The following is a 13,016-nucleotide window of genomic DNA, read 5'->3' as shown; positions in this document are numbered from 1 at the left end:
AACTCACCTTATCCAAGACATTTTTTTGCCCCGCGCAGGCAATTCGATCGCAGCCGGTCAACAGGAGTCCGGCGGGACGTGGAGATCAGACGCATCACGCGACACGACCGATCGTCCCGATCGGGGCTAGCCATTGGTCGGCTTGCCGGCACCTTCGGATTGATTTTCGCAACATCGGTCGCAGCCGAAACCGCCCCGCCATCGCAACCATCGATCATCGTCGAAGGTAACCGCCGCGTCGATGCCGAGACAGTACGCTCGTACTTTCACGGAACGCCCGACGGGCTTTTCGACGACGCCGCACGTGACGCGGCCTTGAAAGCGCTGATCGCAACCGGCCTGTTCGACAAGGTTTCCATCGAGCGCGCCGGCGATCGGCTTGTGGTGCACCTGTCCGAAGCGCCTGTGCTCGACCGCGTCGCATTCGAAGGCAACAAGAAGGTCAAGGATACCGACCTTGTCGCGGCGATCGAATCGAAGCCGCGCGGCTCGCTGCAACGCGCCACTGTGCAAGCCGACGTCGGCCGCATCATCGAGGCCTACCGGCGTGCCGGCCGTGCCGAGGTCCGCGTCGATCCGCAAATCATTGACCGCGGCAATGGCCGGGTCGATCTCGTCTACGCCATAGCGGAGGGAGCAAAAACTCCGGTGCGACAGATCGACTTCACGGGCAACAAGGCCTTCGGCAAACGCCAGCTCAGCGCCGTGATCAAGACCTCCGCCACCCATATGCTGAGCTTTCTGACTGGCGGTAACGTCTACGATCCCGACCGCGTCGCGCAAGACCAGGAACAGCTGCGGCTCTATTACCGCAGCAAGGGTTATGCCGATGTCAGCATCTCCTCGGCAAAGGCGGAATATGATCCGACGGCAAAGGGTTTTACGCTGCGCTTCGCAATCGACGAAGGCCCGCTCTATCGCTTCCGGGAGGTCAGCGTCGGATGCAACGTCCCGGGCATGGATTGCGACAAGCTTCGCGCCCTCCCCACTGCCCACCCAGGCGCGGTGTTCGACGGCAACGCTCTGGACAAGAGCACCGAGTTGCTGGCGATCGAAATGGCAAAGCTCGGCTATCCCTTTGCCCAGGCGACCCCTCACCTCACGCACGATGCCACCGCGCAACGTATCGACGTCGCCTTCGTGATCGAACAGGGGCCTCGCACCTATGTCGAACGGATCGAAATCCATGGCAACACGCGCACCCGCGAATACGTGATCCGGCGCGAATTCGACATCGCGGAAGGCGACGCTTACAACAAGACGCTGATAGACCGGGCCGAACGACGCTTGAAGAATTTGAACTACTTTAAATCGGTGAAAATATCGAACAGGCCGGGCTCGGCATCGGATCATGTCATCCTCGATGTCGAGGCGGTTGACCAGGCGACCGGCGATTTCAACGTCGCCGGCGGTTACTCGACCACCGATGGCGCGCTCGTCGAGGTCAAGGTCGGCGATCGCAATTTCTATGGCACGGGCAAGAACGTCCAGGCGGCCTTCACCTACGGCCAATATGCGCGCGGGATCGATCTGGCTGCGTCCGAACCCTATTTTCTCGGCACCAAGGTCGCGGCAGGCATCGAACTCTTCGGCCGCCAAAGCGACGCCAACAGCTACCAATCCTACGGCACCACCACCTACGGCGCGAGACTGCAGCTGGGGACGCCGATCAACGAGCAACTCGGCGTGCAGTGGCGCTACTCGATCTACAACCAGAACGTCACGCTTTCGCCGAACGCTTCGGGCCTGACGCCTTCGCTGGCCGTTCGGCAGGCAGCCGCCGCCGGTCCGACCTGGGTCTCCGCCCCGGGCAGTACGACGACCTACAGCACGCTGGACAACGCAAAGAGCCCGACCAGCGGAATCAAGTCGCAGCTCAGCCAGGATCTGGCGGGACTTGGCGGCGACGTGAAATTCCTGAAGACGACGGAAGACGTGCGCTACTACAAATCGATCAACAGCGACCTGGTTGGCATGGTTCGCGCCCAGGGCGGCTATGTGACCGGTTGGGGCGGCCAGCAGGTGCCGCTGATGAACAATTTCTTTGGCGGCCCGACCATGGTGCGTGGATTTGCCCCCAACGGATTCGGCCCACGCGACCTGACGGCGGGCACCACGATGGATAATGTCGGCGGCAGCGCATATTGGGCAACGACCGCCGAACTGCAGAGCGCGATCCCCGGCGTGCCCAATGAATACGGCCTCAGGGCCACGGCCTTCGTCGACACCGGCAGCGTATTTCGCTACAGCGGATCGACCGCATCTCTTCAGGTGGCCAACAAGAACATCGTTCGCTCGTCGGTCGGCGCAGGCCTGACCTGGGCCTCGCCGTTCGGCGCATTGACCGTCGACTACGCCATACCGCTAAGCAAGGCTGCCTACGACGTAGTGCAGCCGCTGCGATTCAGCGCGGGTGGGTTTTGACGGGGACAGGATGCTCCGTCGCGAATCCATACAACAGCGCAAGCCGATCGAGGCATTCGCGGAATCGTCTTGAAAAATAGTCGCTCCAGCGTTTGGTACACAGGCCCCTCCGCTGGCCGATCTGCTCCATGGTCAGACCCTGGACCAGGACGTCATGCACCAGCGCCGAGCCGTCCGCGCCCAGCTCGCGTTCGGCCCGGTTCAACCGCAGCACAGCCTTGCGCTGGCCCTCGGTGATCGGTTCGCGGCTCTGCCCGCCATCGACATATTCCCGGGTCGGATCGACCGCGCGCGGCCCGCGCTCGGCCTTCTCCCAGTCGCTCTGGAACGCACGCCCGGCCTGATACTGCGCCTCGTCGATCTGGCGGTGGGAATGCAGGCGAGCGAGCGGATCATTGCGGATCGAACGCAGGGCAATGATCTTCTCGCCCGGCTCCACCGCCAGGGGATTATCGACCTCGACGGTAGCGACTTCGGCATTGCGTAACAAATCGCGGGACCTTCGGTCATGTGCCTTGGCGGGATTGTACGGCTTTCGGCGTTTGGCTTTCGGCATCTGAATGGACTCCATGAAAACAGGGGAATTCGGTTTCGACCGGAAAATCTATTCGATTGATGCGTCCGCTATCTCTTCGTGCAGCAGTTCGGACAATTCGTCCCGGCGGCCGCAGCCCACCGGCTGAAGCCCGATCAGCGCTTGCAGATGAGCGATCCGATGGCGGCGCGGCAGCCGTTTCAGCCTGTCGGCCACCCATGTGACAGCAGTGTTCTTCATGCTGCCTCCACCACGCGCAGTGAAACCGTGCTCGCCGAGCGCTCAGCCGGCACTACCGGATCGCGACACAAATGAAAATGTGGCGTGCAATAGCTCGAACCCGGGCGGCGCGGATGACCGCAGAAAGTGATGGTCTCGCCCTCCTCATCGCCGCCGTAGGGATAGCGGCAGTCGCCGCGCTCCAGCTCGATCAGGGAGAGATGCAGCGGTTCGATCGCCACACAGCGCAGCTTGACCGGCTTGATCTCCTTGAACACCGGTGCCGTCGGCCAGGGAAGCGCAGACGCCTTGAAATCGCTGGCACGCGGCACTCCGATGTCGCGCAAATCTGCAGGCTTGGCGGGCATCGACGGTTTGGGGCGCTCGTCCGCCGTCAGCCCCAGGCGCCGGGCGCGCCCGAGCGCGGCACTGCGGGAGTAAGACGTGTTGAACCGAGAATTGATCGCTTGCGCGGCCTCCGAATAGGACATGCCTTTGGCAATAAAGTCCCGCAGCGCGTCCGAGTGCTCGGGCGCCCAGTTCGACAGTTCCATTTGTTGTCCTTGCACTTGTCAACGCCGCCCGACGCCGGACCATCAATTTCTGATATTCCGAAATAAAAGTCAAGCTTGATTTCGGATAATCGGAACTGCTATCGTTTCTGAAATTCGAAAAGGTCTGACCATGCTGGACATCAGGTTGATCGAACGGGGCCTGGAGAAGCCGGGCAAGACCAAGGGTGGATTGGCCACCGCGATGGGCGTCCGCCCTGGCGCGGTTTCCGAGATCCTGTCCGGGATACGCCTGATCAAGGCGTCCGAAATCGCGCCGATCATGGAGTATCTCGAACTGAACTCGGTGCCGATCATGGGCCGCGTCGGCGCCGGCGCCTCGATCGAGCCGGAGCACGAGCAGGTGCCGCCGGAAGGCCTTGGCGAGGTCGAACTGCCCTTCCCGATCGCCGAAGAGACCATCGCCTTCGAGGTCTCCGGCGATTCCATGCTGCCCAAGTACGAAAATGGCGATATTATTGTCGTCTACCGTGAGCAACGCCATCCGCTGTCGAGTTTCTACGGCGAGGAAGCCGCCGTTCGCCTGAAGACCGGCGAGCGTTATCTGAAGACGATCGAGCGAGGAAAATCTTCGACCTCGGTCAATCTCACGAGCTTCAATGCCAAGCCGATCACCGGCGTAAAGCTGGAATGGATCGGCGAGATCTGCGTCACCCTGCCCAGGGGCCAGATTGAGCGATTGCGTAACAAGGCGGCGGCCCGGACACGCAAGGCGACGAGGGGTACGGGCGGCCGCACGCCGGATAAATAGCAATCGCCGTCGCTTTTCTCGAATCAACCGATTCTGTCGATGCCCGCGATTGCACTATCCGCCGCGGTACGATTTCTGTTTTTCCGAATTTTACTTGACTATTTTCCGATTTTCAGAAATACTGCCTATCGTCGATTCCGGCGCACGGGATGAGGTCAGATCGCCAGCATGCAGTATTTCGTCGTGATGATCGACTACGGCCGCCGCGGTCGCGAGGCCATCGTCGACCCGGAAATCACAAGGCGCGAGGTCATCTCCCGCATCGCGTCGGGTGAATACAGCAATATCAGCTTCATCCATGAGATCGCAGATTGCTCGGTCGAGGATATTACCGCCGAGATTCTCAACGAGGCCCTGCCCGAGATCGGCGCGGCGGGCGCCGACCTGCAAGCCAGCCAGTTCGATCACATCCGCGACTTGCGCAAACACGAGCGGGCGTGACCATGTTCGACCGCGCCGCGCTATTCCCTCAAAACATTGTGATTGTTGGGCAGACTTGAATCGCCGACAACTTGCTTAATTATTCTTCACGTAAAGTCTATTCCGGCTGAGCGGACAGTCGCGCTAGACTCGCGATTCGATTCCTCCGACGTGCAAAGTTCTTAACCCACAATGTATCCGTCAATGAAGGCTGAGCTCGCTGCGCGCGACGGCGATCTCCGACTCTGTCTCCTGCTCGGCATCGCGGCCTGGTTTCTCTTTCTGGATCACGTCCCGCACAACGCGGTCAGCCTGCTGACCATGCGCAATTTCGGATTCAGCGGCGCCACCGACCTGTTCGTGTTCGTCGGCGGCTATACCGCCGCGATCCTCTATGGAAGGATGATGCTGGAGCGGGGCTTCGTCGTGACGGCAACCCGCATCTTCAAGCGGCTGTGGCAGCTTTACGCGGCCTATATCGTCCTATTCGTGATCTATATCGATCTGATCGGATATGTCGCGCGCAGGTCGCGTGCATCCGAGCTCATTGGCGACTTCAACGTCACGGGGATCGTCGACCATACGATCCGGACGCTGATTCACGGGCTGTTGCTGCAAGCCAAGCCGCTCAACCTCGAAGTGCTGCAACTATTCATCGTGCTGATGGCGATCTTCCCGTTCGTTTTGTTCGGCATGGTGCGCCGGCCGAATGTCACCATGGCGGGGTCGGTCGGTCTCTATTTCGCTGCCCGTCAGTTCGACTGGAACCTGTCTTCGTTTCCGGATGGACGGTGGCATCTCAACCCGTTCTGCTGGCAACTCCTGTTTGTGCTCGGCGGCTGGCTGGCATTGAGCGGTATGAATCAAATGCGCACCCTGCGTACGCTTCAGGAGCTTCTGGTCCTGCGCGTCGCAGCATGGCTGTACCTGCTCTTCGCGCTGGCAGTGACGGTGGCAGGGAAGTTTCCCCAGGCCGGCGGCATCGTCCCGGATCTCCTGCGTGACGCCTTTCTTCCCAACGACAAGGGAAACCTTGCCCCTCACAGGGTGGTTCACTTTCTCGCCCTGGCTTTTCTGTTTGCCTACATGGTGCCGCGCGACTGGTCCGGATTTCGCTGGCAGATGTTGCAGCCGGCCATCAAATGCGGCCAGGAGTGGCTGGCGGTGTTTTGCGCCGGGGTGTTTCTTTCGTTTGCCGGACACCTTGTCCTGATCACGGGCCCGGATTCGCTCGCCATGCATGTACTGGTCAGCTTTGCCGGGATTTTGATCATGACGGGCGTGGCCTACTATGTGTCGTGGTCCAAACGGCAAGATCACAAGCCCGCATTCCGGACCCAGGCAATGACAGGGCTACCGGAGGAAGGCCGGTTCGCCAAATAATTCGCGCCGGTTTTTCCCCGCGCCCCGTATCGCCCCCTCAATCCAGGGGGAAAGCCCCTTTCAGCCGCATCTCACTGTCGCCCAACATCGCGGCGTCGAGCTTTCCCTCGGCCGACGCAACCACGGCGCAGCTAAAGATGCGATAGAACTGCGCCCCGTCGAAGGCAACCAGCAGCAGATCGACACCGGCATTGAGCGCCTCGACCACCGCCGTACAGACATTGCGTTGATAGATCGCCCCCATCACGAGGTCGTCGGTCATGACGACGCCTTGATAATTCCATTTCTTGCGAACGATGCCGTCGACGACCCGTTTGGAATGCGACGCCGCACGGTCCGGATCAACTGAGGCCAGCGTCACATGCCCGATCATCAGTTGGGCTTTCGAATTCGCGAGCACCTTCCTGAAGGGAATCCAGTCCGACGCTTCGAGTTCGTCCAGTGGCGTATCCAGCTCGGCGCTGAAATGATGGGTATCGGTTCGCACGCGTCCGAGCCCTGGAAAATGCTTAACCGTCGCGCCGACGCCTGACGCTTCCAGCCCGTTGACGTAGGCCCGCGCGATATCGGCGACGACAGCCGGATCATCGGAAATCGCGCGGTAGCGGATCAGCGTATTGAAATCGAGCCGGTTGCGCTTCATCTCGGGGCGCAAGTCCAGCACCGGCGCAAGGTTCAGGTTGACGCCAAGCGCCGCCAGCTCTTGCCCGTGCGTACGCCCGAACGCCTCCGCCTTCTCGGCGCGGACGTCCGGAGCAAGGCCTGCAAGGGTCGATAGCGCCGGCAACTTGGTCAAGGGCGGCGCCAGATGCGATACGATGCCGCCTTCCTGGTCGGCGGCGACGATCAGGGGCGGCAGGCCGGCCGCTCGCCGCTTTTCCTGCAGCGCCGAGATCTCTTCCTTCAGACGCGCCGCCGACGATCCCACGACGTTGTGCCTGGTGATATAGACGCCGGAGATCAGGCCCTTCTCCGCCAGAACGGCGACCTCCGGGAATGACGAGTACCCCACGATGAAGTGTCGCCCAAGGCTTCGCGCCTGTGCGGCATCGGTTTGCAAGACGTTCCGCTTGCGCCATTCAAACGAAGCATGCGCCCCAAGCATCGCCGGCGATGGCAGGCACCACAACAGAATGAGCAACCGTCCGGCGATGCCCCGCCTCCAATAGCCGCGGTGGATGAGGAGGACGACGGTGATGACGCTCGCTGCCGCTAGAACAATGTTTCCCGGCCCCCGCAGCGAAATCAGATAGGGGTCGTTCTTGTTGACGGCTGCGAAAATGAAGACTGGTCCGGCGAGCCAGACGAGGATGATGCCGATACGCTTGAGGAGTTGCATGGAGCAGATGGGGCTTGCGGAGACGGGACGAGACGATTGCCCGTATCAAACTTGCCCGGCATGCGCGAGCGCATAAGCGCGTCTGCACGGAAACTGCATAAGAATCCTGAACTCTTGCTGAGGGTGCTCCAAGCAACTGCACGACGGCGTCGGATAGTTCGGCCTGCAAATCAGGGGCGATCATCGAATGCCTGTTCCCACACGACTAGCTAACGACGGTTGGTGGCTATGCCAGCCTCCCACCACGAAGCTGGTTTGCAGTTTTCCTCTTCAGACAGGTAGCGCAAGAATGGCCGATTTCACTGCGCCGGCGTTCAATGCCGGCTCCGTTCAGCAAGGCACCTTTCCCGTCAAAGCAGCAATTGTTCTCGCGCTGGCGGCGCTGGCCGACGGGTTGTTCTACGGACACGTCATCGGAATATCGGCCGCCATCTTTGCGGTCGCCATAGCCTGCGGCTCGCTGCTCGCCAACCTCGCAACCTTGAACCGAAAGCAGGTGCTGCCGGCGGGCGCTCTCCTGCTGGGAGCACTCGTCCCCGCAATCGAGGAATTCAACGTCGCGTCGCTGACCTTCATGGTGCTGGCGCCCGGCGCAGGCCTGCTGCTGACAACCAATCGCGATCGGCCTCGTCTCGGCGAGCGAGCCGCGGCGTTATGCGATCTTTATCTGGTCGGCCCGTTCAGATTTTTCCGCGAAGCCGTCGCTGCATGCAATCTGCCGGCACTGAGGACCGGGTTTGCCGTGTGGTTCATTCCCATCGTTCTCAGCGGCATCTTCGTGTTTCTGCTGGTATCGGCCAATCCATTGCTCGAAATGTGGATCAGTCTGCTGAACCCGGGCAACACCGCTTCCTACGTGAGCCTCGGACGCGTACTGTTTTGGACCGTGGCGCTGTCGATCGTATGGCCCTTCATCCACGTCCGGTGGAGCGGCAAGCGGGAAATGCCAGCAGGTTTAACCGAAGCGGCGGCACTGGCGCAGGGAATGCCATCGGGCCGAAACGACTTCTTCGGTGTTGCGACGATCCTGCGTTCGCTGATCCTGTTCAATTTGCTGTTCGCCGTTCAATCCGTTCTCGACGTGGCCTATCTCTGGGGCAATGCGACCCTGCCCGCCGATATCAGTTACGCTTCGTATGCGCATCGCGGCGCCTATTCCCTCATTGTCACGGCGCTATTGGCGGCGGGCTTCGTTCTGGCCGCCATGAGGCCCGGTGGGCCAGCCGAGCAATCAAGGGTGATCCGGCCGCTGGTCTTTTTATGGGTGGCGCAAAATGTCCTGCTGGTGCTGTCATCGATCCTCCGCCTCGATCTCTATGTTCAAATCTATCTGCTGACCTGGTGGCGCGTCGCGGCTTTCATCTGGATGGTGCTGGTCGCGTTTGGACTCGTGCTCATCGTCGCCCGCATCGCTCTCAACCGCTCGAACGACTGGCTGATCCGCGCCAACCTCATCACCCTGACGGCAACGCTCTACGTCTGCTCGCTGGTCAATTTCGCCGCCATCGTCGCCGACTACAATGTCAGCCATAGCCGCGAAGCCGCCGGCACGGGCGTATGGATCGACATGAACTATCTGTTTTCCCTCGGGCCACAGGCATTGCCGGCCATCGACCGGGCCATTGCCCTTCGCGGGTTCGATCCCGCTCTTGTTTCCCGCCGTGGTTGCCTTGTAGAACAGCAACGGGGAGAGATTGCGTCCTGGCGCAGCTGGGGCTTCCGGAGCTGGCGGCTCCAGCGCAGCCTGGACGCCCTACCAAAGAATTCGACTACAGGTTAGTACGACTTCCCGGAGAGACCTTTGACGCACCGCATTCTCATCGTTGACGACGACCTGCACATCCGCGAGGTCATCCGTGTTGCACTCAAGAAGGCCGGAATGACTGTCTTCGAGGCGCGCGACGGCAAGGAAGCGTTGACCCGCTTCGCCGCCGACAGGCCGGATCTGATCATTCTGGATATCGGCATGCCGGAATTCGACGGCCTGGATGTGTGCCGCGAAATCAGAAAGTCCTCGGACATTCCGATCCTGTTTCTCTCCGCCCGTGACGACGAGATCGATCGTGTACTGGGCCTGGAGATCGGCGGCGACGACTATGTCACAAAACCCTTCAGCCCGCGCGAACTCGTGGCAAGGGTGAACGTCATCCTGCGTCGCATGGCTTCGCGCGGGCAGGATGCGAAGGCGGCCATGGCTGCGCTGTCGCAAGGCAGGCTTTCCGTCGACCCCGAACAGCATCTCGCCGAGTTTGCGGGAGCCCCGCTTCGGCTCACGGCCATCGAGTTCGGAATCCTCAGGGCATTTCTGACACGGCCGACGCTCGTCTTCAGCCGCGAGCAGATCATGAGCGCCGCCTATCAACTCAACATCCAGGTGTCGGACCGCACCATCGACAGCCACATCCGCAATATCCGCGCCAAACTATCTGCCGTGAACTGCGACAATGTCATTGAAACCATTCACGGCGTCGGCTTCAAGCTCGGCCGATGCGAGCCGCTGGCATGATACGACGCCCGGGCGAAAAATGGCGGCCATCCGTGGGGCTGGTCATTTTCACCGCGCTTGCCGCTGCGGCGACACTGCCACTGGTCGGACTGTTCTTCTTTCGCCTCTACGACAACCAGCTCATTCACCAGACCCAGGCGGAGCTGATCGCACAGAGCCGGGTGCTGGCCGCAGTTTACGCGCGGGACGTGGAAGCCCGCCTCGGAGGCGGAATTACCCTCGGCGCCGAAATTCCACCCGAGGCGCGCCCCGATCGCGAAGACCAGCTGACGCCGATCCGGCCCGCGCTCGATCTTGCCGCCGGCGGCGATCTGCTCCGGCGGCGGCCGAACGCCGTTCCCGCGAACGCGCCTGCCTCGCCTGCCTATGTCGAGATCGGTACCAGGCTGATGCCGATCATCCTGGAAACGCAGAAGGTCACGCTGGCCGGATTCCGCATCCTCGATCCCCACGGCGTCGTGATCGCCGGACGCGACGAGGTCGGCCAGTCGCTCTCCCATATCGAGGAGGTGGCCACGGCGCTGCGGGGACAATATCGGGCGGTCTTGCGAATTCGCAAGCCCGACAAGCCCCCGCCGCCGATCTACTCGATCAGCCGCGGCGTCGGCGTCCACGTGTTCTCGGCGATGCCGGTGGTCGTCAGCAACCGCGTGGCCGGCGTCATCTACACCTCGAGAACGCCGAGCAACATCTTCGACCATCTCTATCAGGAGCGCCGCAAGTTCATTCTGGCGGGACTTACGGTCATTCTGGCGACCGTTATCATCGGCCTGGTTTTCTCCCGCACTATCACCCGCCCGATGCGCGAGCTGGTCGATCGCGCCGCGCGCATCAGCCGCGGCGATCGCGACGCATTCCAGCCTCTCGCCCATTACGGCACGCGCGAGTTTGCCCAGTTGTCACACAGCTTCCTCGACATGGCCGAGCAATTGGCGCGGCGGTCGGACTACATCGCGACGTTTTCGGCGCACCTCACCCATGAACTGAAGTCACCGCTAACATCGATCAAGGGCGCCGCTGAATTGCTGCTGGATTCGCTGCAAAGCAAATCCGACAATCTTACCCGGATGGAGCAGAAGAATTTCATATCGAACATCCTGGGCGATACCGGACGCCTGGAAGCCATGACCCAGCGGTTGCGCGAACTGGCGCGCGCCGAAACCGTGCCGCAGAACGAACACACCGAACTGACGCAGGTGATCGGCGGATTGAAGAGCCGGTTTCCGACACGCGCGATCGAGGCAACCGGATGCCTGGAGCGTTCGATCGGCATGTCCAGCGAGAAAGCCCTGATCGTGTTGTCACACCTGACCGACAACGCCATCCGTCACAACGCAAAGACCGTGCGGCTCGAAGCGGTCGAGGAAGATGCCGCCATCAGGTTGACGGTCAGCAACGACGGAGATCCAATTTCCGAGGCAAATCGGGAAAAGATCTTCGACGCCTTCTTCACGACGCGCCGCGACACTGGCGGCACGGGAATGGGCCTCGCAATCGTTCAGGCCGTGATGACGAGCCATAGCGGATCGATCCGGCTATTACCGTCCAACGGAATCGTGACATTCGAGTTGCAGTTTCCGGTTGCCTGAAGCCTGAACCGTCACACGCGCTCGATGATGACGGCCGGCGCCATGCCGCCGGCGGCGCACATCGTTACCAGCGCGCGCTTGAGATCGCGCCGCTCCAGTTCGTCGAGCACCGTACCCATCAGGATCGAGCCGGTTGCACCGATGGGATGGCCGAGCGCGATCGAGCCGCCGTTGACGTTGACCTTCTCGCGGTCGAGCTTGAGGTCGCGGATGAACTTTTCGGCGACGACCGCAAACGCCTCGTTGATCTCGAACAGATCGATATCGTCTAGCGTCAGGCCCGCCTTGGCCAGCACCTTGCGGGCAGCCGGCACCGGTGCGTTCAGCATCAGGGTTGGCGAGTCCCCCATATTAGCCATCGCGACGACACGGGCCCGCGGCTTCAGGCCATGGGCTTTTGCGTAACTCGGTGACGCCAGCAGGATGGCCGCCGAGCCGTCAACGACGCCGGAGGAATTACCGGCGTGATGCATAAAGTTGATGTCGAGGTCCGGATATTTGTCGAGGATAAGTTTGCGGTAGGTCGTGCCCTTGTCGTCGAGCGGATAATCCGCCACCGCAGGGAAAGCGGGTTTCAATCCGGCCAGCCCTTCGAGCGTGGTTTGCGGTCGCGGATATTCTTCGCGATCGAGTGCGAGACTGCCGTCTTCGCGGTAGACCGGCACGAGGCTCTTGTCGAAATGTCCGCCCTTGATGGCGGCCGCTGCCCGCTTCTGGCTTTCGAGGCCGAGTTCATCGACGTCCTGCCGCGTGATGCCTTCAAGCGTCGCCACCGCGTCGGCGCAGACGCCCTGATGCGATTGCGGATGCCGGGCGCGCAGGCGAAGATTGCCATTGTCCATCATGAACGGCCCCTCACCGCGACGCCCTTCCATCGACATCATCTCGGTGCCCCCGGCGATCACGAGATCCTCGGATCCCGACATGATCGAACTGGCCGCCATGTTGACGCTGGTAATGCCGGAACCGCAGAAGCGGTCCAGCGTCACCGCGCTGGCGCGCACGTCATAGCCGGCATCGAGCGCCGACATCCGTCCGAGATCGCCGCTCTGCTGACCGCGTTGCGAGCTGGTGCCCCAGATGATGTCGTCGACATCGGCGGTATTGATGCCGGTGCGATCGGCCAGCGCGCGCAAAACCGTGGCGCCGAGCTGCTGCGGATGAATGCCAGACAAGGCGCCCTTGCCGGCCTTGCCGATGCCCCGCGGCGTCCTGCATGCGTCGATGATCAGCGCGTCAACCATGGTGTTTTCCTCAGGTCTGATGATCGGCTGCATT

Annotated in this window: 12 protein-coding genes; 7 read left to right on the top strand and 5 right to left on the bottom strand. The window is 61.5% G+C overall.

All coding sequences use genetic code 11. The features are described from left to right. The first annotated feature begins 159 nt into the window (after positions 1 to 159). Positions 160 to 2,424 (top strand): outer membrane protein assembly factor BamA, encoded by a 2,265-nt coding sequence (gene bamA, locus V1293_RS34100; RefSeq protein ID WP_334515970.1) that lies wholly within the window; start codon positions 160 to 162, stop codon positions 2,422 to 2,424. On the opposite strand, the gene V1293_RS34095 is transcribed toward bamA, so the two are convergent. From V1293_RS34095 to V1293_RS34085, 3 genes are read right to left on the bottom strand one after another with little or no spacing between them, the layout of a single operon-like run. Next, positions 2,405 to 2,980, bottom strand: coding sequence for a DUF6456 domain-containing protein (locus V1293_RS34095; RefSeq protein WP_334515969.1), 576 nt, complete (start codon positions 2,978 to 2,980; stop codon positions 2,405 to 2,407). The genes bamA and V1293_RS34095 overlap by 20 nt on opposite strands. 48 nt (positions 2,981 to 3,028) lie before the next feature. Then, the gene (locus V1293_RS34090) at positions 3,029 to 3,199 is read right to left on the bottom strand and encodes a hypothetical protein (protein ID WP_334515967.1); all 171 of its coding nucleotides are present in this window, start codon (positions 3,197 to 3,199) and stop codon (positions 3,029 to 3,031) included. Further along, entirely contained in the window at positions 3,196 to 3,732 is a 537-nt protein-coding gene (locus V1293_RS34085) for a GcrA family cell cycle regulator (protein WP_334515965.1), read from the bottom strand. The genes V1293_RS34090 and V1293_RS34085 overlap by 4 nt, the downstream gene beginning before the upstream one ends. 130 nt (positions 3,733 to 3,862) lie before the next feature. Here V1293_RS34085 and V1293_RS34080 point away from each other — a divergent pair, with 130 nt between their 5' ends. The 3 genes from V1293_RS34080 (at position 3,863) to V1293_RS34070 (ending at position 6,304) form a co-directional block, all read left to right on the top strand. Continuing rightward, positions 3,863 to 4,501: a S24 family peptidase gene (locus V1293_RS34080; protein ID WP_334515963.1), complete on the top strand. Its 639-nt coding sequence runs from the start codon at positions 3,863 to 3,865 to the stop codon at positions 4,499 to 4,501. Positions 4,502 to 4,669: 168 nt separating this feature from the next. Further along, complete coding sequence (locus tag V1293_RS34075; protein ID WP_334515961.1) at positions 4,670 to 4,942, top strand: hypothetical protein; 273 nt, start codon at positions 4,670 to 4,672, stop codon at positions 4,940 to 4,942. Between the two features lie 171 nt (positions 4,943 to 5,113). Beyond that, positions 5,114 to 6,304, top strand: coding sequence for an OpgC domain-containing protein (locus V1293_RS34070; RefSeq protein WP_334515959.1), 1,191 nt, complete (start codon positions 5,114 to 5,116; stop codon positions 6,302 to 6,304). Positions 6,305 to 6,341: 37 nt separating this feature from the next. Here V1293_RS34070 and V1293_RS34065 read toward each other — a convergent pair whose 3' ends face one another. Then, on the bottom strand, positions 6,342 to 7,643 hold the full coding sequence (locus tag V1293_RS34065) for a glycoside hydrolase family 3 N-terminal domain-containing protein (RefSeq protein ID WP_334515957.1): 1,302 nt from the start codon (positions 7,641 to 7,643) through the stop codon (positions 6,342 to 6,344). Positions 7,644 to 7,932: 289 nt separating this feature from the next. Here V1293_RS34065 and V1293_RS34060 point away from each other — a divergent pair, with 289 nt between their 5' ends. Genes V1293_RS34060 through V1293_RS34050 form a run of 3 tightly spaced genes read left to right on the top strand, consistent with a single transcriptional unit; the run spans position 7,933 to position 11,738 of the window. After that, a complete protein-coding gene (locus tag V1293_RS34060) occupies positions 7,933 to 9,423 on the top strand; it encodes a DUF4153 domain-containing protein (protein ID WP_334515955.1) in 1,491 nt (496 codons plus the stop codon). Positions 9,424 to 9,444: 21 nt separating this feature from the next. Beyond that, positions 9,445 to 10,149, top strand: coding sequence for a response regulator transcription factor (locus V1293_RS34055; protein WP_334515953.1), 705 nt, complete (start codon positions 9,445 to 9,447; stop codon positions 10,147 to 10,149). Continuing rightward, on the top strand, positions 10,146 to 11,738 hold the full coding sequence (locus V1293_RS34050) for an ATP-binding protein (protein ID WP_334515952.1): 1,593 nt from the start codon (positions 10,146 to 10,148) through the stop codon (positions 11,736 to 11,738). Before V1293_RS34055 ends, V1293_RS34050 begins: the two co-directional genes overlap by 4 nt. An 11-nt stretch (positions 11,739 to 11,749) precedes the next feature. Here the strand turns inward: V1293_RS34050 and V1293_RS34045 are convergent, their stop codons facing one another. Further along, positions 11,750 to 12,982 (bottom strand): acetyl-CoA C-acetyltransferase, encoded by a 1,233-nt coding sequence (locus V1293_RS34045; protein ID WP_334515951.1) that lies wholly within the window; start codon positions 12,980 to 12,982, stop codon positions 11,750 to 11,752. Between the last annotated feature and the right edge of the window lie 34 nt (positions 12,983 to 13,016).

It is taken from the genome of Bradyrhizobium sp. AZCC 1693 (assembly GCF_036924745.1).
In the GTDB taxonomy this organism is placed as follows: Bacteria; Pseudomonadota; Alphaproteobacteria; order Rhizobiales; family Xanthobacteraceae; genus Bradyrhizobium.
The sequence above is the reverse complement of the archived record's forward strand: the minus strand, read 5'-3'. Positions and strand labels throughout refer to the sequence as shown.

Excerpts from the sequence above, each read along its gene's own strand:
- V1293_RS34045 (WP_334515951.1), bottom strand. The coding sequence starts at position 12,982 with ATGGTTGACGCGCTGATCATCGACGCATGCAGGACGCCGCGGGGCATC.
- V1293_RS34090 (WP_334515967.1), bottom strand. The coding sequence starts at position 3,199 with ATGAAGAACACTGCTGTCACATGGGTGGCCGACAGGCTGAAACGGCTG.
- V1293_RS34095 (WP_334515969.1), bottom strand. The coding sequence starts at position 2,980 with ATGCCGAAAGCCAAACGCCGAAAGCCGTACAATCCCGCCAAGGCACAT.
- V1293_RS34070 (WP_334515959.1), top strand. The coding sequence starts at position 5,114 with ATGTATCCGTCAATGAAGGCTGAGCTCGCTGCGCGCGACGGCGATCTC.
- V1293_RS34080 (WP_334515963.1), top strand. The coding sequence starts at position 3,863 with ATGCTGGACATCAGGTTGATCGAACGGGGCCTGGAGAAGCCGGGCAAG.
- V1293_RS34075 (WP_334515961.1), top strand. The coding sequence starts at position 4,670 with ATGCAGTATTTCGTCGTGATGATCGACTACGGCCGCCGCGGTCGCGAG.
- V1293_RS34060 (WP_334515955.1), top strand. The coding sequence starts at position 7,933 with ATGGCCGATTTCACTGCGCCGGCGTTCAATGCCGGCTCCGTTCAGCAA.
- V1293_RS34085 (WP_334515965.1), bottom strand. The coding sequence starts at position 3,732 with ATGGAACTGTCGAACTGGGCGCCCGAGCACTCGGACGCGCTGCGGGAC.
- V1293_RS34065 (WP_334515957.1), bottom strand. The coding sequence starts at position 7,643 with ATGCAACTCCTCAAGCGTATCGGCATCATCCTCGTCTGGCTCGCCGGA.
- V1293_RS34050 (WP_334515952.1), top strand. The coding sequence starts at position 10,146 with ATGATACGACGCCCGGGCGAAAAATGGCGGCCATCCGTGGGGCTGGTC.